Below are 18,921 nucleotides of genomic sequence, written 5' to 3'. Positions count from 1 at the left end.
GCGGGAAATGCCGCGTGGGCTTTCTTCCGGCCCGCAGCGGCTTAATTTAGCTTGTGCAGCATGGAGAGACCGGCCCGATGCGGTGCGGGAGAGTTAAAGTTCTGGAAATGAGTAAAGACGACGACAAGAACGATGACGGCGCCAATACCGGCGTTGTCGTCAAGGTACGCCCGAAAACCAAGAAGCCGGCGATGTATAAAGTCATCATGCTGAATGACGATTATACGCCGATGGAGTTCGTTATTCACGTTCTAGAAAGGTTCTTCTCCAAGAATAGGGAAGAGGCGACGACGATCATGCTGCATGTCCACCAGCGCGGTGTTGGTATCTGTGGCGTTTATACCTACGAAGTCGCTGAAACGAAGGTGACCCAGGTGATGGACTTTGCCCGTCAGCACCAGCACCCGTTGCAATGCACTCTGGAAAAGGCTTGAGCAAATCATGTTGTCAAAAAATCTAGAGGAAAGCCTGCATAGAGCTCTCGATCTCGCGAATGAGCGTAACCATGAGTACGCCACTCTCGAGCATCTGCTCTATGCGCTGACGACCGATCAGGACGCCATCGCCGTGATGCGTGCCTGCGATGTCGACGTCGAACGGCTGCAGAACGACCTCGTCGGGTACATTGACAACGACCTGATGAATTTGATCGGCGGCCAGGAAGACGAAGCGAAGCCCACCGCAGGGTTCCAGCGCGTGGTGCAGCGGGCCGTGATCCATGTGCAGTCCTCCGGCCGTGCCGAAGTGACCGGGGCGAACGTTCTTGTTGCCCTGTTCTCCGAGCGCGAGAGTCACGCGGTCTACTTCCTGCAGGAGCAGGAAATGTCCCGCTTCGATGCGGTGAACTATATCTCCCACGGCATCGCCAAGGTGCACGGCCAGGCCCAGTCTGAGACCCGTCGCGTCGACGGTGCGGACGAGGAGGCCAAGCAGGAGACGGTCAACAAGAGCGGCAATGAGGCGCTGGACGCCTATTGCGTCGATCTCAACAAGAAGGCGATGGCGGGAAAGATCGACCCGCTGATCGGCCGCGAGTTCGAGGTGGACCGGACGATCCAGATCCTCTGCCGGCGGACCAAGAACAACCCGCTGTATGTCGGCGATCCCGGGGTCGGCAAGACCGCCATTGCGGAAGGGCTGGCCCGCCGCATCGTGGACGGTCAGGTCCCGGAGGTCCTGGCGAAGGCGCAGATTTTCTCGCTCGACATGGGCTCTCTTCTCGCCGGCACACGCTATCGCGGCGATTTCGAGGAGCGTCTGAAGGCTGTTGTCTCCGAGCTTGAGCGCAATCCGGAGGCCGTCCTGTTCATTGACGAGATCCACACGGTGATCGGTGCGGGTGCGACATCCGGCGGTGCCATGGACGCCTCCAACCTGCTGAAGCCGGCGCTTCAGACGGGCGCATTGCGCTGCATCGGCTCGACCACCTACAAGGAATACCGGACCCATTTTGAAAAGGATCGGGCGCTGGCCCGCCGTTTCCAGAAGATCGACGTCAAGGAACCGTCGATCGAGGACAGCATCAAGATCCTGAAGGGCCTGAAGCCCTATTACGAGGAGCATCACAAGGTTCGCTTCACTGCCGAGGCACTGAAGACGGCCGTGGAACTCTCCGCAAAATATATCGGCGACCGCAAGCTGCCGGACAAGGCGATCGACGTGATCGACGAAGTCGGTGCGGCCCAGATGCTTGTCGCCCCGTCCAAGCGGCGCAAGACCATCGGTGTCAAGGAAGTCGAGGAGATCGTCGCCAAGATCGCCCGGATTCCACCGAAGAGTGTCTCGAGCGACGACAGAACGGTGCTGAAGAACCTGGAGCGGGATCTGAAGACCGTTGTCTTCGGTCAGGACACCGCGATTGCCTCCTTGGCAACGGCGATCAAACTCTCCCGCGCCGGCTTGCGCGAGGCCGAGAAACCGATCGGCAATTACCTGTTCTCAGGCCCGACCGGTGTCGGCAAGACTGAGGTGGCGCGCCAGCTGGCAAATGCCCTCGGCATCGAGCTGACTCGTTTCGACATGTCGGAATATATGGAGCGTCACAGCATCTCCCGCTTGATCGGCGCCCCTCCGGGCTATGTCGGGTTTGACCAGGGAGGCCTGCTGACCGATGCCGTCGACCAGCATCCGCACTGCGTGCTGCTGCTGGACGAGATCGAGAAAGCGCATCCTGATCTCTTCAACGTCCTGCTGCAGGTCATGGATCATGGCAAGCTGACCGATCACAACGGCAAGAATGTCGATTTCCGGAACGTCATCCTGATCATGACCACCAATGCCGGTGCCTCGGATCTGGCGAAGGAAGCGGTCGGCTTCATGCGCTCGGAGCGGCAAGGCGACGACACCGAAGCCATCAACCGGATGTTCACACCGGAATTCCGGAACCGGCTTGACGCCGTCATTCCGTTTGCCAACCTGACGCCGGAAATCATCTCCCGCGTGGTCGAGAAGTTCATCATGCAGCTCGAGGTCCAGCTCTCCGACCGGGGTGTCACCATCGAGCTCAGTGAAGCCGCGCGCACCTGGCTCGGCGAAAAGGGCTTCGACCGTCTGTATGGCGCCCGTCCGCTGTCCCGGGTCATCCAGGAGCATGTCAAGAAGCCGCTGGCGGAGGAACTGCTTTTCGGCAAACTCGTCAAGGGCGGCCTGGTGCAGGTCGCGCTGAAGGACGATGCCCTGGTCTTCGCCTATCCGGGCGACGAGGGGGACGGCTCCGGCGACGGCCCGAAGAAGCGCGAGAAAAAGAAGAAAAAGCCGGAACTGGTCGACTGAGGCGCGGACGCGCCTCGGACCGATCACTGTCCAACCATAGAAAAAGGCCCGCGCGATGCGCGGGCCTTTTTGCGTCTGTATGCTGCGGTTGCGGCTTAGGCAGCCAGCAGGTAGCCGGCGGCCCCGTCAACGACGGCCTTGAGAGCGTCGGGGTCGACGCGCCAGGCGCCATTTGCGTTAACGGCGATGCTGGTGTGCCGGTCCACGAGGATCAGCATTTCAGAAGTGGTGAAGCCGTTCATTTCGGCGGCTTCGAGAAGCGTCAGGCAAAAGCGGTCGCCCATGATGTATCTCCCTGTATCTTGATCTGGATGGCACTGACGGCGCCAGTTGGCTGGCCTGTCAGTGCATGTGCTGATTGGTATATTGACCCATTCGCCGATTTTGCGGTGCACAAATAGCGAAGGTCAGCCATGCATCCGGATCAACCCTCGGAGCGGAACGGTGACTGATTTTCGAGAGCTTGCTTTTCGTAAGCCATCTGCTCGGTCTCACGGCGAAGGAAATCCGCAACCGCGTCGCTGAAGGAACGTGAGGGAATCAGGTGGGCGCTGTGGGTGTATCGCGGCAGATACCCGCGCTGAATCTTGTGCTGCCCCTGAGCGCCGGCCTCAACCCATTCAAGGCCGCGTCTGATGGCGAAATCGATGGCCTGATAATAGCAAAGTTCGAAATGCAGGAACTTGAAGTCGGCGATGCAGCCCCAGTTGCGGCCGTACAGCGTGTCGTTGCCGATCAGGTTGAGGGCGCCGGCGACAGGTGTGCCGTCCATCTCCGCGATCACCAGCAGCACGCGATCGGCCATGCGTTCGCCGAGCAGATCGAAGAAAGAGCGTGTCAGGTAGGCCGAGCCCCATTTCCGATCGCTGGTATCCGTATAGAAACGGTAGAAGGCATCCCAGTGCCGTGGCTCGATGTCGGCACCGGTCAGCGCCCGGATGATCAGGCCCGATTCCGCCGCCGCCTTGCGCTCCTTGCGGATCGCCTTGCGCTTGCGGGAGGACAGGGCATCGAGAAAGTCGCCGAAGTCCTTGTAGCCGTCATTGTGCCAGTGAAATTGCAGACCGACCCGCTTCAGGAATCCGGCGTCCCCCAGGGCATCCCATTGTGCTTCCGGCAGGAAATTCACATGCAGGGAGGAGACCTCGAACCGGCGGGTGACCTCGATCAGGCCACCGATCAGGATCGAGCTCACGGATTCCGCATCCGCGTCCGGGTGACATAGCAGGCGCGGCCCGGTTACCGGCGTGAAGGGAACCGCGGAAAGCAGTTTCGGATAATAGTCGCCGCCGGCGCGCTCATAGGCGTCCGCCCAGCCCCAGTCGAAGACATACTCACCCTGGGAGTGCCCCTTCAGATAAAGCGGGACAATTCCGGCGATCCGCCCCTCTTCATCCGCATAGACCAGATGCTGCGGCAGCCAGCCGGTCTCGGCCTTGACCGAGCCGCTGTCTTCCAGGGCGGACAGGAAGGCATGGCTGAGAAACGGATTGGCAGCGCCGGCACAGGCGTCCCAGTCGGCCGGGGCAATCTCGTGTATTGAGCGGACGACCGAAACGGCCGCCCGCAATTCCGTTGTGTTTTCACCGTCCGGCACCGGTCCTCACCTTCCGCTGATACTCATCCTGGAAGATTGTGCGCCGCAACGATCCGTCAACCGTCATCGGCTGATCACGCGAGTTCGATGACCGCTTCGACCTCGACCGCGACGCCCAGCGGCAGTGAGCCAGCGCCCACCGCGAAACGGGCATGCTTGCCCTTGTCGCCGAAGACTTCGACCATCAGATCCGACGCGCCGTTCACGACCATCGGGTGCTGGGTGAAATCATCGGTCGCATTCACGAAGCCGCCGACCTTCACCACCCGCGCAACCTTGTCCAGGTCGCCGCCGCACGCCGCGCGTGCCTGGGCAATGATGTTCAGGGCACAAATCCGGGCGATCTTCTGTGCCTCCTCGGCGGTCATGTCCTTGCCGACCGTGCCGACGCCTTTCAGCTCTCCATTCCAGAACGGAACCTGACCGGAAATATACAGTGTCTTCCCGGAAATCACGAAGGGAACATAGTTGGCTGCAGGCGCGGCCGCGTTGGGAAGGTCGATGCCAAGTTCTGAAAGGCGTGCGTCGATTGCGCCGGCCATGGGCTGACTCCTTAAGTATCCTGAAAAGATCGTGCGAAATGTCCGAAGGACAGCGCAGAGCATAGACAGTCGCGCCGGAGGCCGCTACTTTTTCGAAAAAGAGGGGTGCGTCAAAAGATGACGCACCCAGTAATGGACGATAGAGGCTTCGTCCTTGGAGCTTCACAGGGTAATCGAGGAGCGGGGATGGGAGAGTACCGCTCCTCGGTTTTCCATCGTTTGGCTGACGATGGAACTCTGGACCTGAAGGGCGGAAGCTCTGCCCCCACAGGCCCGCTAACCGGGGCGAAACCAACTACATCTGGTTTCTAACTCTATATATAGTAGTTATGGGTAGGGTGAACCGCAACAAGTATTTTTCGCGGTAAATTTGTTAAATATTTGAAATGATCCTGTTTCAGTTGCCGGTTACTGAATAGTCCGTCGAATTAATATGGCTTTATTGATAAAACATCGACCAGGTTCAGAGACTCTTTTCAATCTCAGTGACGTCCTCGTTGTTTGAGATGGCGGTCAGCTCCCGATAAGCGGAAACGCATGATGCGTAATAGGTGTCGTTTTTGAAGTCCTCGTCTGTAATCGCTTGCTCGACGGAAGTGATCGAAGCACCACTATTGACCAAAAGCGCGTGGGTGCAGGACTTCCTGCGTCTTGCCAGCTCATCCTGAACGGATGGTGGCGGAGCGGGGGCGGATTTCAGGAATGCGAGCGACGGCTGGAAACCGCGAGACCGGGTCAAGGCGATCATCTGGTCCGATCCTGGAGCGAGCGAAATACCGCCGCCGATGCGACTGACGCAGATCATCGGAAAGAAAGCGGCTAGTCCCGGAAACGCGGTGTTCGCGTAGGTATCGCTGTTCCAGTAGGACTCGGCGATCCGGGCAAAATGGAAGAAGTCGGCCACCGGAACCATGCCGGATTTTCCCAGCGACAGGATTTCGATCGGTGGTTTCGCCGGATTGACGGTATCGTTGGCGACATCGACATAGAAGATGCCGAACTGCATCGCATTCTGGAAATAGCTGTCGCGCAGCACGCCCCAGATCTTCCGGCCGATGCCACCGGCGCGAATAAAGCTGAGCAGGGCCAGAGACGTGGCGCATCGGGGCTGATGAATGTCCGCGACGAGGCGGTCATAGACGGCGTCCCGAAGTTCCCGGCACCGGCCAAGCGGGTAGGGTTTACCTCCGAACTCGGGAAATCGCGGTGCAAGCACGGCGTCGACCTCCCGGCGCAGCTGCCCGAGATAGTCCGTGAAAGCCGGAATATCGAGGTGGGTTTTGCTCAGGAAGCGTTGTTTGGCGTCAGGGACGATCGGTTGCTGGGGAAGCAGTTCTGCCGCCATGGTGTAGCGATCCGTGAATTGCCGAGGTCCGTCTTTCTAAAAGGCGCTCGCACTTTATGGCAAGTCGCTGTCGATGGAGCGAGAGATGACGACCCGGGGTCTAGATTGCCGCCCGGGCCGTCTTTGCTCAGTTCTCGTTAAGCTTGCGGACGAAGGTATCGATCTCCTGGCGAAGTGAGCGGACCTGCTGGTTGAGATTTCCGGTCACCTCTGACAGATCGCGTGCCGTAAGATCGGAGCGTTCGCCAGCCAAACTGACCCGGCCGATGTTGCTGGTCACGGTATCGGTCGCACGGGAAACCTGCTCCACATTGTTGGAAATCTCGCGCGTCGCGGACTCCTGCTCCTCGACGGCAGCAGCAATCGCCGACGTCGTCTCATCGATGTTTTGGATCGTTCCGACAATGGCTCCGATCACGTCGGCGGCGTCCTTGGTTGCCTGTTGAATAGCCGAAATCTGTCCGGCAATTTCTTGGGTCGCATTGCCGGTCTGGTTGGCCAGCGATTTCACTTCGCTGGCCACCACGGCAAAGCCTTTGCCGGCTTCTCCCGCCCGGGCCGCTTCGATTGTCGCGTTGAGGGCGAGGAGGTTTGTCTGTTCGGCGATGTCGTTAATCAAGCTGACGACTTCACCGATCCGTTCGGCGGAGGTTTGCAGGCTCGTCACCTTGGTGTTGGCATCGGCGGCTTCAGTCGCCGCGGAACGGGATATGGATGCGGACTGGTCTGCCTGCCGGCCGATTTCCGCGATCGAGTTCGTCAACTGTTCAGTCGCGGCGGCCACGCTCTGAAGGCTTTCGGATGCTTCTTGCGCCGCATGATTGGCTTCACGGGCACTCTCGGCGGTTTCGGTTGCGTTGTGCTGCATGTCGGCCGCGGATTTCTGTGCCGAATTTACAGAGGTTTCGACCTCACTTGTAACCCGACCGATGGAGTTTTCCAGATCCTTGGTGATTCCCTCCAGGAAATGCCGCCGTTCGGACTGGGCATTCTCCGCATCCTGATACCGGCTCGCTTCAAGTGCTGAGACGCGTTCCGCGTTTTCCTTGAAGACCTGGACGGCCACGGCCATTGCCCCAATCTCGTCCCGCCGGTCTATGCCTGGAACCGAGACTGAGAGATTGTTGGCTGCAAGCTCGGACATTGCGTTCCGCAGCAACTCCATCGGACGAGTCATGCTCCGGGCGATTGCCAGTCCAGCGGCGACCATGATTAACAGAAAGACCCCGGAGAACCCGGCAGAACGCATCGCGTAATTGACCAGGGCGGCGTCAATGTCGTCGGTATAGATCCCGGTTCCGACAAAGATCTGCCAAGGTTCAATCATCGCGACAAAGGACAGCTTCGGCTGGGGGACTTCGGATCCTGCTTTCGGCCACATGTATTCGCTGGTTCCGCCCTTCGGATCCTGCTTCAGGAGATTGACCATTTCCTGGATGATTTTGACGCCGTTCGGATCTGCGACGTCAAACATGTCCTTTCCCTTCAACGACGGCTTTCCGCCATGCACGACATTGATGCCGTTCATGGTATAGGCGAACAGGTATTCAACGCCCCGGAAGCGCGCCGCAACGGCGTTTCTTTCCCAGGCGGACACAGCCTCTTCCCGCGATATCTCACCGCTCTTCACGCGTGCTTCGTAGGCCAGCGCTTCGGAAATACTCAGTTCCACAACAGATTGAATCTCGCGCGTCCGCTCTTTGTAGAGCTGCTGGCGCTCAAGCCATACGGTAGAGGCAATCTGCGTGATCATTGCAATGGCAGCGAGCAAAATGATCAGAGCGATTTTTTGCGCAAAAGAGAGACGGTCTAGGCCCATGGGATGAGCTCCACCCACCAGAGGTTAAGGGAACCTCATTATGCAGTTTTTTTATTAAGGAAGATCTAACGCACATGAGTGGATGGTAAATAAGTGAAAAAAATGGGCCTCAGCGGAAATTCTTCGAATGTGAAAACAGTTGTATTTACATGCATATAGCCAGTGCTGGGGTGGACAACATTTCATACTTGGCGCCTAATTGATCTGCCCTTTGATCGTCGTGTGCAATCTGCGACATTTTATCCAACGCGCCGGATTATCGGGAAATTGGCGAGGCGATCATCGCCCGACATGCGATTGTTCGATGTTGGTGTTTCGCGGCATGGTGCGCGAAACACTGTTGTTGGATGGATGAATGTTGGGGTAGTGAAATGAAGATACCATTCAAGGCTTGGGTCCTCGTTGCGGATGGTGAACGTTTCGTCATTTACGAGAACCATGGAGATACCGAGCTCATCGATCTCCGTACCGTCGATGCCGGATCGATCCGCAATCCGCCGGACCATTTGCAGGGAACGGATCGACCGGGGCGCCTGAGTGACGCGGCATACCGGCAGAAAAGCGCTGTCGAGGCGACGGATTGGCATGTCTTCGAGAAAACGCATTTCGCCGAGCAGACTGCGGCTCACCTGAATGCGTGGGCGCGTGACAAGAGGTTCGGTGATCTGGTCGTTATCGCCGACCCCCGTACGCTTGGAACCTTGCGATCGCACTATAGTGCGGCGGTGCAGGAAACGCTGCTCGGAGAGATTGGCAAGGATCTGACATCGAAGCCAGTCAATCAAATTGAAGAAGCTCTGACACGGATGTAGAGCGAGAGCTTGCTTTACAAATGCAAACGGCCGCCGCGAGATTTCGCGGCGGCCGTTTGTGATTAAGGCTGGCTGGCTTAGCTGCAGCCGGACGTCCCGCCGCAGGTGTCGCATTTCAGGCAGGTGCCGTTGCGGACCAGGGTGAAGTTGCCGCATTCGCCGCAGCTTTCGCCTTCATAGCCCTTGATGCGGGCTTCTCGGATCCGGTTCAGCTTTGCGTCGGTCGCGTCCATCACGCTTTCGGAGACAGTGACCGATGCGCTTTTCTGCACCGTCGTCGTCACAGTGGCCGCATGCGTGGCCGTCGGAGCACTGGCCATGACCGGCTGGGCATTGTCCGTTCCGGTCGCCTTCATCTGGTTCGACTGGCCGCCCTGCAACACCACCAGGTTCTTGCGGACATAGCCGCGGCTGGTGATGGTGCCGACCTGTTCCATGAGCTGGGCCTTGGCCTTGTCCACGGCATTCTCGTCGTCGCCATCGCCAATGGCGTCCGGCAGCAGGTCGCTGGTATCGACATGGCTGAGATCGTGGCGGTCGAGATAGGAGATCGCCAGCTCCCGGAAGATGTAATCAAGGATCGAGGTCGCCATCTTTATGGCGTCGTTGCCGGTCACCATGCCCTGCGGCTCGAACCGCGTGAAGGTGAAGGCGTCGACATATTCCTCGAGCGGCACGCCATATTGCAGGCCGATGGAAACGGCAATGGCGAAATTGTTCATCAGCGAGCGGAAGGCGGCGCCTTCCTTGTGCATGTCGATGAAGATCTCGCCGAGCTTGCCTTCCTCGTATTCACCGGTCCGGAGATACACCTTGTGGCCGCCGACATTGGCCTTCTGGGTATATCCCTTGCGGCGATGCGGCAGACGCTCACGTTCCACGGCACGCTCAATGATGCGCTCGACGATCCGCTCGGCGACAAGCGGCGCCTTGGCGGCGATCGGCGCGTCCAGCAGATCTTCCATCTCTTCCTCGTCCTCGTCGTCAACGAGGGAGGAGGAGAGCGGCTGGCTCAGCTTGGAGCCGTCACGATAGAGCGCGTTGGCCTTGATGCCGAGCTTCCAGGACAGGATGTAGGCATCCGAGCAATCCTGAACCGTCGCCGCGTTCGGCATGTTGATGGTCTTGGAGATCGCGCCGGTGATGAACGGCTGGGAGGCCGCCATCATGCGGATGTGGCTTTCGGTCGAGAGGAACCGCTTGCCGGTCCGGCCGCACGGATTGGCGCAGTCGAACACCGGCAGATGCTCGTCCTTCAGGTACGGCGCGCCTTCAAGGGTCATTGCGCCGCACACATAAGTGTTGGCTTCCTCGACCTGCTTCTTGCTGAAGCCGAGAGACAGCAGCATGTCGAAGGAGAGATCGTTCAGCTGATCGTCGGTGAAGCCGAGCGTGTCGCGGCAGAAATCCTCGCCCAAGGTCCACTTGTTGAAAGCGAACTTGATGTCGAAGGCACTGGCCACCGCATCCTGGATCACTTTCACCTGGGCATCGCCGAAGCCCTTTGCCTTCAGGCTTTCCGGGTTGATGCCGGTGGCGCCTTCGAGCGTGCCGTGACCGACCGCATAGCGGATCATCTCTTCGATCTGCTCTTCCGAATAGCCGAGATTGCTCAGGGCTTCCGGAACGATCCGATTGATGATCTTGAAGTAGCCGCCGCCGGCCAGCTTCTTGAACTTCACCAGGGCGAAGTCAGGCTCGATGCCGGTGGTGTCGCAATCCATCACCAGGCCGATGGTGCCGGTCGGCGCGATCACCGTGGTCTGGGCGTTGCGGTAACCGTGCTGCTCGCCGAGTTCCAGCGCCGCGTCCCAGGCCGCGATGGCGGCCGCGTTCAGTCCGCGGTTCGGGCTGTTCAGGGCGTTCAGCGGCACCGGCGGGATCGACAGATCCTCATAACCCTCGTCCTCGCCATAGGCGGCGCGGCGATGGTTGCGGATAACCCGCAGCATGTGTTCTGCGTTCGGCTTGTATTCCGGGAACGTGCCGAGCTCGCCGGCCATTTCGGCGGAGGTCTTGTAGGCAATGCCGGTCATCAGAGCGCTGATGCCGCCGCACAGCTCACGGCCTTCGTCGCTGTCATAGGAGAATCCGCTGGCCATCAGCAGACCGCCGATATTGGCGAAGCCGAGACCGAGGGTGCGGAAATCGTAGGACAGTTTGGCGATTTCCTTGGACGGGAACTGCGCCATCAGCACGGAGATTTCCAGCGTGATGGTCCAGATCCGGGTGGCGTGCTCGAAGGCGTCGATGTCGAAGCTGCCATCCTCATGCCGGAACTGCATCAGGTTCATGGAGGCCAGATTGCAGGCCGTATCGTCGAGGAACATGTACTCGGAGCAGGGATTGGATGCATTGATCCGTCCCGATGCCGGGCAGGTGTGCCACTCGTTGATCGTGGTGTCGTACTGGATGCCCGGATCGGCGCAGGCCCAGGCCGCGTTCGAGACCTTGTCCCAAAGCTCGGCTGCATTGACCGACTCGGCGACCTTGCCGTCTGTACGCCGGATCAGGTCCCAGTTCTTGCCTTCGGCAACCGCTTCCAGGAAGTCATTGCTGACCCGGATGGAATTGTTCGAGTTCTGGCCGGAAACAGTGAGATAGGCCTCGCTGTCCCAGTCGGTGTCGTAGGTCGGGAAGTCGATTTCGGTGAAGCCCTGCTCGGCGAACTGGATGACCCGCTGGATGTAGTTTTCCGGGATCATCGCCTTGCGGCCGCCGATGATGGCTTTCTTCAGGGCGCGGTTCTGCTTCGGATCGAAGCGGGCAGCGCCCTCGACGCCGTCGGCGTCACGGCAGGCGGCCATGACTTCCTTCAGGTGCTTTTGGGCCAGCTTGGAGCCGGCAACCAGCGCGGCGACCTTCTGTTCCTCTTTGACCTTCCAGTCGATGTATTTCTCGATGTCCGGATGGTCGATATCGACCGTGACCATCTTTGCCGCCCGGCGCGTGGTGCCGCCAGACTTGATGGCGCCGGCAGCCCGATCACCGATCTTCAGGAAGCTCATCAGGCCGGAGGACTTGCCGCCGCCGGACAGGGACTCGCCCTCGCCGCGCAGCCGGGAGAAGTTCGAGCCGGTGCCGGAGCCATACTTGAAGAGGCGCGCTTCGCGGACCCAGAGGTCCATGATGCCGCCGTCATTCACCAGATCGTCGCTGACGCCCTGAATGAAGCAGGCATGGGGCTGGGGATGCTCGTATGCCGACTTGGAGCGGGTCAGCTTGCCGGTCTTGTAGTCCACATAATGGTGGCCCTGTGCGGGACCGTCGACGCCATAGGCCCAGTGCAGGCCGGTGTTGAACCATTGGGGGGAGTTCGGGGCAGCCATCTGCCGGCAAAGCATATGGCACATTTCTTCGTAATAGGTCTTCGCGTCCGCTTCGGCGTCGAAATAGCCGCCCTTCCAGCCCCAGTATGTCCAGGTGCCGGCCAGCCGGTTGAAGACCTGCTTGGCGCTGCTTTCGCCGACCGTGCGCTCGTCTTCCGGCAGGGCCGCGATGGCGTCCTTGTCCGGGACCATGCGCCACAGCCAAGACGGGACGTCATTCTCCTCGAACGGCTTCAGGCGCGCCGGGATGCCCGCCTTGCGGAAATATTTCTGTGCGAGGATGTCGCAAGCCACCTGCGACCAATCGGCCGGGACTTCAATATCTGCATTCTGGAAAACGACAGATCCATCCGGGTTGCGGATTTCGCTGCTGGTTTTCCGAAATGCAATACCTGCGTAAGGACCCTTCTTGGAGTCCGTAAACCGGCGTTCGATTCTCATACTTGGAACCCCCCGTTCCGTTCGGTCAGTGGCTTCAATGCTGAGGCCACAAGATCTTGTGGCCGAAGGTCGAGACGATACCGGATTTGGGCTCCGAGAGGCAACGATAAATAAACCTGAGCGGTGGAAAAAGTGAATATTCTCCTAAAACACACGGATTGCGGCCAAAAACACGACTTAGTGTGCCTGAACCAAGTAAAATGAAAGTAAAATAGGTGTATTTTCGCCAGTTTTATTTGGCGAATTGAAAAAATAGGCCGGTTTTTAGTTGCGGGTTGTGATCAAGTACGCAGAGAAATCAGTCTCGCGACTGATCTTTGCTTTATCTAATGAAAGGCCCGTGCCAAGCCGTCGAACCAAATAATGCCGTTTTCGGTTTTCCGAATCAACATATTTTGTGCTCCGAGTTGTCATAAAATCTACATTTAGTGTTTTTTCGCCGAACAGCCCGGTGAGTGCGCTGTTCGGCCGCGAGGTGACGCACGCGGGTCTTGCCTGCCGTTCCGCACCTGTGGCTCACTCCCGTGCGCCGCGCATCCCGTCGGCGGAGACACTGGTGTGGGAGGATTGAGATGGACCCGGCCCTTTGGTTCGCATTCGCGGCGGCCTCGACTTTCATGCTGGCGATCCCGGGACCAACGGTGATGCTGGTCGCGAGCTACGCGATGGCACGCGGGCGCGGGTCCGGCTGGGCGACGGTGCCGGGCGTCGCGCTCGGGGATCTGCTGGCCATGACGGTGTCACTGCTTGGAGCCGGTGCGGTTCTCGCAGCATCCGCGGAGCTCTTTACCATGATGAAATTCGCCGGAGCCGGCTATCTCGTCTGGCTTGGCGTCCAGCTATGGCGCAGCAAGCCGGAACTTGCGCGAATTCAGATCGGGGCAGGGCGGCGCGACAGGCTGAGGATGTTCAGCAATGCCTTTGTGGTGACGGCGCTCAATCCAAAGGGTATCGTTTTCTTCGTGGCCTTCGTGCCGCAATTCTTCGATTCATCACGTCCCATCGTGTTGCAATGTTCCATCCTGATTGCGACCTTCGTGATTCTCGGTGCAGTGAATGCTGCCTTCTGGGCGGTCATGGCCGGGACGATGCGGAACCGGTTTTCCAGTCCGCGGGCGCTCCGGATAGTGAACAGGCTCGGCGGAAGTGCAATGATCGGCGCCGGACTTCTGACGGCACTGACCCGGCGTTCTGCGGGGTGACGGGCAAATAACAGAAAAACCAGGGAGCGGACCAATGGCCATCATCAGACATAAAGGCGACTATGCGGCGCTTGATGCGTCGGTACTCGAACGCTGGAAAGGCGTCCCGCCGGCCGTTGCCGGGGACTGCCTGAACCGGACGGCCAGCATGGCGGGGCGGGTCTCTCCCCTGCATCCGGATATGCGGATCATCGGACATGCCCGGACCATCCGGGTGATGGCGGGGGATAATGCATGTGTCCATGCGGCGATCCCGCTGATGCGGCCGGGCGAGATCATCGTGATTGATGCCGGCGGCAATCCGGATGTGGCCATCATCGGCGAGATTCTGGTGACGGCGGCCAAGCACAAGGGGGTTGCCGGGTTTGTCATCGACGGCGCCGCCCGGGATGTGGCCGAGCTCAGGGCGGGTGACGTTCCGGTTTTCGCGGCAGCGTCAGCGCCGGCTGGACCGCACAAGGGTTTCGGCGGATCGATCGACGGGCCGATTTCCTGCGGCGGTGTCCCGGTGCAGACGGGTGATCTGATCCTTGGCGATGCCGACGGCGTCACCGTCGTTCCGCTCGGCCAGGCGGCCGCGATTCTGGAGGCCGGAGAGGCGCATGTCCGCAAAGAGACAGATATGCTGGCGCAGCTTGCTGCCGGGAAGACCACGGCAGAGATGCTCGGTATCGAAATTCCGGAGGTCAACGCGGAATGAGCGAACGCGCGTCCGACTGGACGGCGCGGCGCGGGAATGACATATTCCGCCAACGTCTTGATGCAGGTGACAGGGTGGTTGGTCGATGAACATCGGCACGTCGATTTATACATGGCTGAACGGTCGCGAGGTTGGCCAAGACCAGTTCGGCAACCGGTATTACGAGCACAAGTCCGAACCGGCCGCGGGCTACCGGCGTAAACGCTGGGTGATCTATAACGGCATCGTCGAAGCGTCGAAGGTTCCGGCGGAGTGGCATGCCTGGCTGCATTACACGGCGGAGGCACCGCTGGAGGCCGAGCAGGATTTCGACTGGCAGAAGGAACATCTGCCGAACCTGACGGGAACGCGTTATGCCTACCGCCCGCCGGGGCATGTGCTTGAAGGCGGCAAGCGCGACGCGGCCACCGGGGATTATGAGGCCTGGACACCGAATTGACGGTTTCCGGCGGTGGTCTTGCACCGCCTGATCCAACCTGCTGAGGGTATATGAAGCGTAATACGATCGAAACGGTTATGGGGGCCGTGGTGCTGGTGGTTGCCGGCATGTTCATGGCATTCGCCTATGTCTCCGCCGATCTCAACACGCGCGGCGGCTACATCGTGACGGCGAATTTCAACAAGGTCTCCGGGCTCGCCGTTGGCGGTGATGTCCGGATGAGCGGGATCAAGATCGGCACCATCGTTAGCCAGGAACTCGACCCGGAATCCTTCCTGGCCAAGGTCACGATGAACATCCGCGACGATATTGAACTTCCGGCCGACAGTGCGGCGGCGATCTCGAACGAAAGCCTGCTCGGCGGCAGCTTTCTGGAAATCGTCCCGGGCGGCGATCCGGATATCATCAAGAGCGGTGGTGTGATCGAATATACGCAGGATCCAGTGGATATCGTCCAGTTGCTCGGCAAGTTCATATTTTCGGCCAGTTCTTCTTCCACGAAAGACTAGTAAGGCGAAACTGGCCGGGATGCGCCAATGCGACTTTCGAAGATTGCTCTGCTTTGGGTGGCGGGTTTCCTGATCGCTCCAATGGCGCCCGCTGGGGCACAGACCGCCGGTTCCGAGCCGGGCTGGATAGAGCTTCCGGTGGCGGTCATGCAGGGATTGGACAAGATTACGGCCCGGATCTCGACCTTTGATGCCCCGGTCGGGAGCACCGCGACCTTCGGGACATTGTCGATCACGCCGCGGGCCTGCCGCAAGCGCCCTCCGACCGAAACGCCGGAAAGCGCCGGATTCCTGGAAATCGACGAGCAAAAGCCGGATGAAGCAGAGGTTCGCCTGTTCACAGGCTGGATGTTTGCTTCAAGTCCGGCGCTGAACGCAGTCGAGCATCCGGTCTACGATGTCTGGCTGCTCGATTGCAGGAGCGCTTCAACGAACGGCCAGTCGTCCGGCGCCGAGTAGAATTCGGCAGGGATTCTCAAGGCTTCCGCAAGCTTGTCCCGGTAATCCTGGCGCGGAATTTCGATTGCGCCGAACTGCACCAGATGGTCGGTGATGAACTGGCTGTCGAGCAGGGTGAAACCGGATGCCTTCAGCCGGGCCACCAGGTGCACAAGCGCCACCTTGCTCGCATTGGGCCTCCGGCTGAACATGCTCTCGCCGAAGAAGGCTGCACCCAACGCGACGCCATAGAGCCCGCCGACAAGACGGCCGTCCTGCCAGCATTCGACGCTGTGCCCGTAGCCCATCTCGTGAAGCGACATATAGAGTTTGAAGATCTCTTCGTTGATCCATGTGTCCGGCCGTTCGGCCCGCGATTCCGCACAGCCTTCGAGCACGCCACGGAAATCGGTGTCGCACCGGATCTCGAAACGTCGCCGTTTCGTTTCCTTGCGCAGGCTGCGCGATATATGGAACCCGTCAAGCGGCAGGACGCCACGGTTTTCCGGATCGACGAAAAAAGTGCGATTGTCATTCCGGCCTTCCGCCATCGGAAAGACACCAATGGCATAGGCCTGAAGCAGCAGTTCGGGCCGCAATTCCGACATTGTGCCGGAGCCTCCTCATCACCCTGTCGGGCATCAGGCCTGACCGGTTAGACGGTTTCGGCGAGGAAAACCTTCTCGAGCCAGTGTATGTCGTAATCGCCGTTAATGAAATCCGGTGCCTGCGAAAGATCCTGATGCAGTGGCACCGTGGTCTCCACGTTGCTGATCACGATCTCGTCCAGGGCCCTGCGCAGCCGCAGCAAACACTCGTTCCGGTTCGCCCCGTGCACGATCAGCTTGGCGATCAGGCTGTCGTAGTAGGGCGGTATCTGGTAGCCGGCATAAAGCGCCGAATCGACCCTGACCCCAAGCCCGCCCGGTGCATGGTAGTCGGTGACGCGGCCGGGCGAGGGCATGAAGGTGCGGGGGTTTTCCGCATTGATCCGGCATTCGATGGAATGTCCGTTCAGCACCACGTCCTTCTGGGTGAACGACAGCATGGCCCCTGACGCGATCTGGATCTGCTCGCGGACCAGATCGATACCGGTGATCATTTCCGTGATCGGGTGCTCGACCTGCAGCCGGGTGTTCATCTCGATGAAGAAAAACTCACCGTCCTCATACAGAAACTCCAGGGTTCCGAGGCTGCGGTAGTTCATTTTCGCGGTCGCTTTTGCCGCGATGGTGCCGATTTTCGCCCGCGCCGCTTCGTTAAGCGCAGGGGAGGGCGCTTCTTCCAGCACCTTCTGGTGCCGCCGCTGCAGCGAGCAGTCGCGTTCGCCGAGATGGACCACATGGCCGTGTCCGTCGCCGACGATCTGCACTTCGATATGGCGCGGCTTGGAGAGATAGCGCTCCATATAGACTTCGTCATTGCCGAAGGCTGCTGCCGCTTCCCGGCGGGCCATGGTGTAGGCTTCTCTGACTTCTTCGAGGGATTTGGCGATCTTCATGCCGCGCCCGCCGCCGCCGGCCGTCGCCTTGATCAGCACCGGATATCCGATTTCCTCGGCGGCCGCTTCAGCGGCCTCGACGGACTCGACCGGCCCGTCCGAGCCGGGCACGCAGGGGATTCCCAGCGCCTTCACGGTCCGCTTTGCGACAATCTTGTCACCCATGTCGCGGATATGCTGCGGCGAAGGGCCGATGAAGACAAAGCCATGCGCTTCGACGATCTCGGCAAAATCCGCGTTCTCGGAGAGGAAGCCGACACCGGGATGAATGGCATCGGCGCCGGTCACGGTCGCGGCGGTGAGAATCGCCGGAATGTTGAGATAGCTGTCCTTTGCTGCGGGCGGACCGATGCAGACACTTTCATCGGCGAGACGCACATGCATCGCGTCCGCATCGGCAGTCGAATGCACCGCGACGGTGCGTATGCCCATTTCGCGGCAGGCCCGGTGGATGCGCAGGGCCACGTCGCCGCGATTGGCGATCAGGACTTTCTCGAACATGTTGGCTCCAGCCTGCTATTCGATCACGATCAGCGGCTGGCCGAACTCGATCGGCTGCCCGTTTTGAATCAGGATGTCCTTTACCGTCCCGGCGCGGGGCGCGGGAATCGGGTTCATGACCTTCATTGCCTCGATGATCATCAGGGTCTGGCCCTCGGTTACCCTGGAGCCGACCGAAACGAACGGGGTCGAGTCGGGATCGGGGCCGAGATAGGCTGTTCCGACCATCGGGGAGTTCACCGCGCCTGCGATGACGGCCGTTGTTGAATCCGCCGGGTGCGCGACCGGCGCGGGCGCCGGTGCGGCGACCACACTGGCCGCCTGCTGCACCGCAGGTCGGGCGATACGTATCCGCCAGTCGTCCGTCGCATATTCAAGCTCTCCGAGACCGGTCTCTTCCAGGAGGGCAGCGAGTTTTCTAACGAGTTTACTGTCAATGTCGTGCGACAAAGGGGTCTCCAGGTTCGTTCAGGTGCGATCAAGTATCCGCGCCATACCATCAAGGGCCAGGACATAGCCCTGGGTTCCAAGTCCGACGATGATTCCTTCGGCGACGGAAGAAATGTAGGAGGTGTGGCGGAAGCCCTCACGCCGGTGAATGTTCGAAATATGCACTTCGATCACCGGCAGGTCGGCGACGCGCAACGCGTCGTGAATGGCAACGGAGGTATGCGTGTAGGCGCCTGCATTGATGATTATGCCGGACGCGCTGCCACGGGCCTGCTGGATAATCGTCACCAGCTCGCCTTCGAAGTTGGATTGCCGGAAATCGGTGGCCAATCCAAGTGTTGCCGCATGATCGGCACACATGGCGTCGACATCATCCAGGGTCTCGGCCCCATAGAGCTCAGGCTCCCGGGTTCCAAGCATGTTCAGATTCGGACCGTTGAGGATAAGAATTTCCGGGCGTTCGGACACTGTGCTCGCCTGCATCTCAGTTTCGAGGGTTATATCACGCGGTCCGGGTGACGCAA

Annotated in this window: 18 protein-coding genes; 8 read left to right on the top strand and 10 right to left on the bottom strand. The window is 59.8% G+C overall.

What is annotated here, in order from left to right:
* The first annotated feature begins 107 nt into the window (after nt 1-107).
* Nucleotides 108-434 carry an ATP-dependent Clp protease adapter ClpS gene (gene clpS, locus RH950_RS19550; RefSeq protein WP_350059426.1) on the top strand — a complete coding sequence of 109 codons (327 nt, stop codon included), beginning with the start codon at nt 108-110 and terminating at the stop codon, nt 432-434.
* 7 nt (nt 435-441) lie between these two features.
* Nucleotides 442-2,772: an ATP-dependent Clp protease ATP-binding subunit ClpA gene (gene clpA, locus RH950_RS19545; protein WP_350059425.1), complete on the top strand. Its 2,331-nt coding sequence runs from the start codon at nt 442-444 to the stop codon at nt 2,770-2,772.
* Between the two features lie 95 nt (nt 2,773-2,867).
* Here the strand turns inward: clpA and RH950_RS19540 are convergent, their stop codons facing one another.
* From RH950_RS19540 to RH950_RS19520, 5 genes are all read right to left on the bottom strand, one after another.
* On the bottom strand, nt 2,868-3,056 hold the full coding sequence (locus tag RH950_RS19540; protein WP_350059424.1) for a hypothetical protein: 189 nt from the start codon (nt 3,054-3,056) through the stop codon (nt 2,868-2,870).
* A gap of 140 nt (nt 3,057-3,196) precedes the next feature.
* Nucleotides 3,197-4,369, bottom strand: coding sequence for a GNAT family N-acetyltransferase (locus RH950_RS19535; RefSeq protein WP_502889819.1), 1,173 nt, complete (start codon nt 4,367-4,369; stop codon nt 3,197-3,199).
* Between the two features lie 74 nt (nt 4,370-4,443).
* On the bottom strand, nt 4,444-4,911 hold the full coding sequence (locus RH950_RS19530) for a RidA family protein (protein WP_350059423.1): 468 nt from the start codon (nt 4,909-4,911) through the stop codon (nt 4,444-4,446).
* Nucleotides 4,912-5,374: 463 nt separating this feature from the next.
* Nucleotides 5,375-6,256, bottom strand: a complete 882-nt coding sequence (locus RH950_RS19525) for a hypothetical protein (protein WP_350059422.1) — start codon at nt 6,254-6,256, stop codon at nt 5,375-5,377.
* 127 nt (nt 6,257-6,383) lie between these two features.
* Nucleotides 6,384-8,075, bottom strand: a complete 1,692-nt coding sequence (locus RH950_RS19520; RefSeq protein ID WP_350059421.1) for a methyl-accepting chemotaxis protein — start codon at nt 8,073-8,075, stop codon at nt 6,384-6,386.
* A 371-nt stretch (nt 8,076-8,446) separates the two neighbouring features.
* Here RH950_RS19520 and RH950_RS19515 point away from each other — a divergent pair, with 371 nt between their 5' ends.
* Nucleotides 8,447-8,887, top strand: a complete 441-nt coding sequence (locus RH950_RS19515; protein ID WP_350059420.1) for a host attachment family protein — start codon at nt 8,447-8,449, stop codon at nt 8,885-8,887.
* 77 nt (nt 8,888-8,964) lie between these two features.
* Here the strand turns inward: RH950_RS19515 and RH950_RS19510 are convergent, their stop codons facing one another.
* Nucleotides 8,965-12,657, bottom strand: coding sequence for a vitamin B12-dependent ribonucleotide reductase (locus RH950_RS19510; protein WP_350059419.1), 3,693 nt, complete (start codon nt 12,655-12,657; stop codon nt 8,965-8,967).
* 572 nt (nt 12,658-13,229) lie between these two features.
* On the opposite strand from RH950_RS19510, the gene RH950_RS19505 reads away from it, so the two are divergent.
* The 5 genes from RH950_RS19505 to RH950_RS19485 all read left to right on the top strand — a co-directional run bounded on the left by RH950_RS19505 (nt 13,230) and on the right by RH950_RS19485 (nt 15,966).
* Nucleotides 13,230-13,859 carry a LysE family translocator gene (locus RH950_RS19505; protein WP_350059418.1) on the top strand — a complete coding sequence of 210 codons (630 nt, stop codon included), beginning with the start codon at nt 13,230-13,232 and terminating at the stop codon, nt 13,857-13,859.
* A gap of 34 nt (nt 13,860-13,893) precedes the next feature.
* Nucleotides 13,894-14,559 (top strand): RraA family protein, encoded by a 666-nt coding sequence (locus RH950_RS19500; protein ID WP_350059417.1) that lies wholly within the window; start codon nt 13,894-13,896, stop codon nt 14,557-14,559.
* Nucleotides 14,560-14,644: 85 nt separating this feature from the next.
* Complete coding sequence (locus RH950_RS19495; protein WP_350059416.1) at nt 14,645-14,998, top strand: NADH:ubiquinone oxidoreductase subunit NDUFA12; 354 nt, start codon at nt 14,645-14,647, stop codon at nt 14,996-14,998.
* A gap of 50 nt (nt 14,999-15,048) precedes the next feature.
* Entirely contained in the window at nt 15,049-15,507 is a 459-nt protein-coding gene (gene mlaD / locus RH950_RS19490) for an outer membrane lipid asymmetry maintenance protein MlaD (RefSeq protein ID WP_350059415.1), read from the top strand.
* A 27-nt stretch (nt 15,508-15,534) separates the two neighbouring features.
* Nucleotides 15,535-15,966 (top strand): DUF2155 domain-containing protein, encoded by a 432-nt coding sequence (locus RH950_RS19485; RefSeq protein ID WP_350059414.1) that lies wholly within the window; start codon nt 15,535-15,537, stop codon nt 15,964-15,966.
* On the opposite strand, the gene aat is transcribed toward RH950_RS19485, so the two are convergent.
* Genes aat through aroQ form a run of 4 tightly spaced genes read right to left on the bottom strand, consistent with a single transcriptional unit; the run spans nt 15,900 to nt 18,880 of the window.
* Nucleotides 15,900-16,553, bottom strand: a complete 654-nt coding sequence (gene aat / locus RH950_RS19480) for a leucyl/phenylalanyl-tRNA--protein transferase (protein ID WP_350059413.1) — start codon at nt 16,551-16,553, stop codon at nt 15,900-15,902. The two genes, RH950_RS19485 and aat, sit on opposite strands and share 67 nt — an antisense overlap.
* A 47-nt stretch (nt 16,554-16,600) precedes the next feature.
* A complete protein-coding gene (gene accC, locus RH950_RS19475; protein ID WP_350059412.1) occupies nt 16,601-17,947 on the bottom strand; it encodes an acetyl-CoA carboxylase biotin carboxylase subunit in 1,347 nt (448 codons plus the stop codon).
* 15 nt (nt 17,948-17,962) lie between these two features.
* The gene (gene accB, locus RH950_RS19470) at nt 17,963-18,397 is read right to left on the bottom strand and encodes an acetyl-CoA carboxylase biotin carboxyl carrier protein (RefSeq protein ID WP_350059411.1); all 435 of its coding nucleotides are present in this window, start codon (nt 18,395-18,397) and stop codon (nt 17,963-17,965) included.
* Between the two features lie 18 nt (nt 18,398-18,415).
* On the bottom strand, nt 18,416-18,880 hold the full coding sequence (gene aroQ / locus RH950_RS19465; RefSeq protein WP_350059410.1) for a type II 3-dehydroquinate dehydratase: 465 nt from the start codon (nt 18,878-18,880) through the stop codon (nt 18,416-18,418).
* Nucleotides 18,881-18,921 lie beyond the last annotated feature (41 nt).

The sequence above is a fragment of the Nisaea sp. genome (genome assembly GCF_040217065.1).
Classification (GTDB): Bacteria; Pseudomonadota; Alphaproteobacteria; order Thalassobaculales; family Thalassobaculaceae; genus Nisaea.
This window is presented reverse-complemented; position numbering and strand designations above follow the sequence as displayed.

Coding starts and splice junctions, on each gene's coding strand:
- clpS (WP_350059426.1), top strand. CDS start 108: ATGAGTAAAGACGACGACAAGAACGATGACGGCGCCAATACCGGCGTT.
- clpA (WP_350059425.1), top strand. CDS start 442: ATGTTGTCAAAAAATCTAGAGGAAAGCCTGCATAGAGCTCTCGATCTC.
- RH950_RS19540 (WP_350059424.1), bottom strand. CDS start 3,056: ATGGGCGACCGCTTTTGCCTGACGCTTCTCGAAGCCGCCGAAATGAAC.
- RH950_RS19530 (WP_350059423.1), bottom strand. CDS start 4,911: ATGGCCGGCGCAATCGACGCACGCCTTTCAGAACTTGGCATCGACCTT.
- RH950_RS19525 (WP_350059422.1), bottom strand. CDS start 6,256: ATGGCGGCAGAACTGCTTCCCCAGCAACCGATCGTCCCTGACGCCAAA.
- RH950_RS19520 (WP_350059421.1), bottom strand. CDS start 8,075: ATGGGCCTAGACCGTCTCTCTTTTGCGCAAAAAATCGCTCTGATCATT.
- RH950_RS19515 (WP_350059420.1), top strand. CDS start 8,447: ATGAAGATACCATTCAAGGCTTGGGTCCTCGTTGCGGATGGTGAACGT.
- RH950_RS19510 (WP_350059419.1), bottom strand. CDS start 12,657: ATGAGAATCGAACGCCGGTTTACGGACTCCAAGAAGGGTCCTTACGCA.
- RH950_RS19505 (WP_350059418.1), top strand. CDS start 13,230: ATGGACCCGGCCCTTTGGTTCGCATTCGCGGCGGCCTCGACTTTCATG.
- RH950_RS19500 (WP_350059417.1), top strand. CDS start 13,894: ATGGCCATCATCAGACATAAAGGCGACTATGCGGCGCTTGATGCGTCG.
- RH950_RS19495 (WP_350059416.1), top strand. CDS start 14,645: ATGAACATCGGCACGTCGATTTATACATGGCTGAACGGTCGCGAGGTT.
- mlaD (WP_350059415.1), top strand. CDS start 15,049: ATGAAGCGTAATACGATCGAAACGGTTATGGGGGCCGTGGTGCTGGTG.
- RH950_RS19485 (WP_350059414.1), top strand. CDS start 15,535: ATGCGACTTTCGAAGATTGCTCTGCTTTGGGTGGCGGGTTTCCTGATC.
- aat (WP_350059413.1), bottom strand. CDS start 16,553: ATGTCGGAATTGCGGCCCGAACTGCTGCTTCAGGCCTATGCCATTGGT.
- accC (WP_350059412.1), bottom strand. CDS start 17,947: ATGTTCGAGAAAGTCCTGATCGCCAATCGCGGCGACGTGGCCCTGCGC.
- aroQ (WP_350059410.1), bottom strand. CDS start 18,880: ATGCAGGCGAGCACAGTGTCCGAACGCCCGGAAATTCTTATCCTCAAC.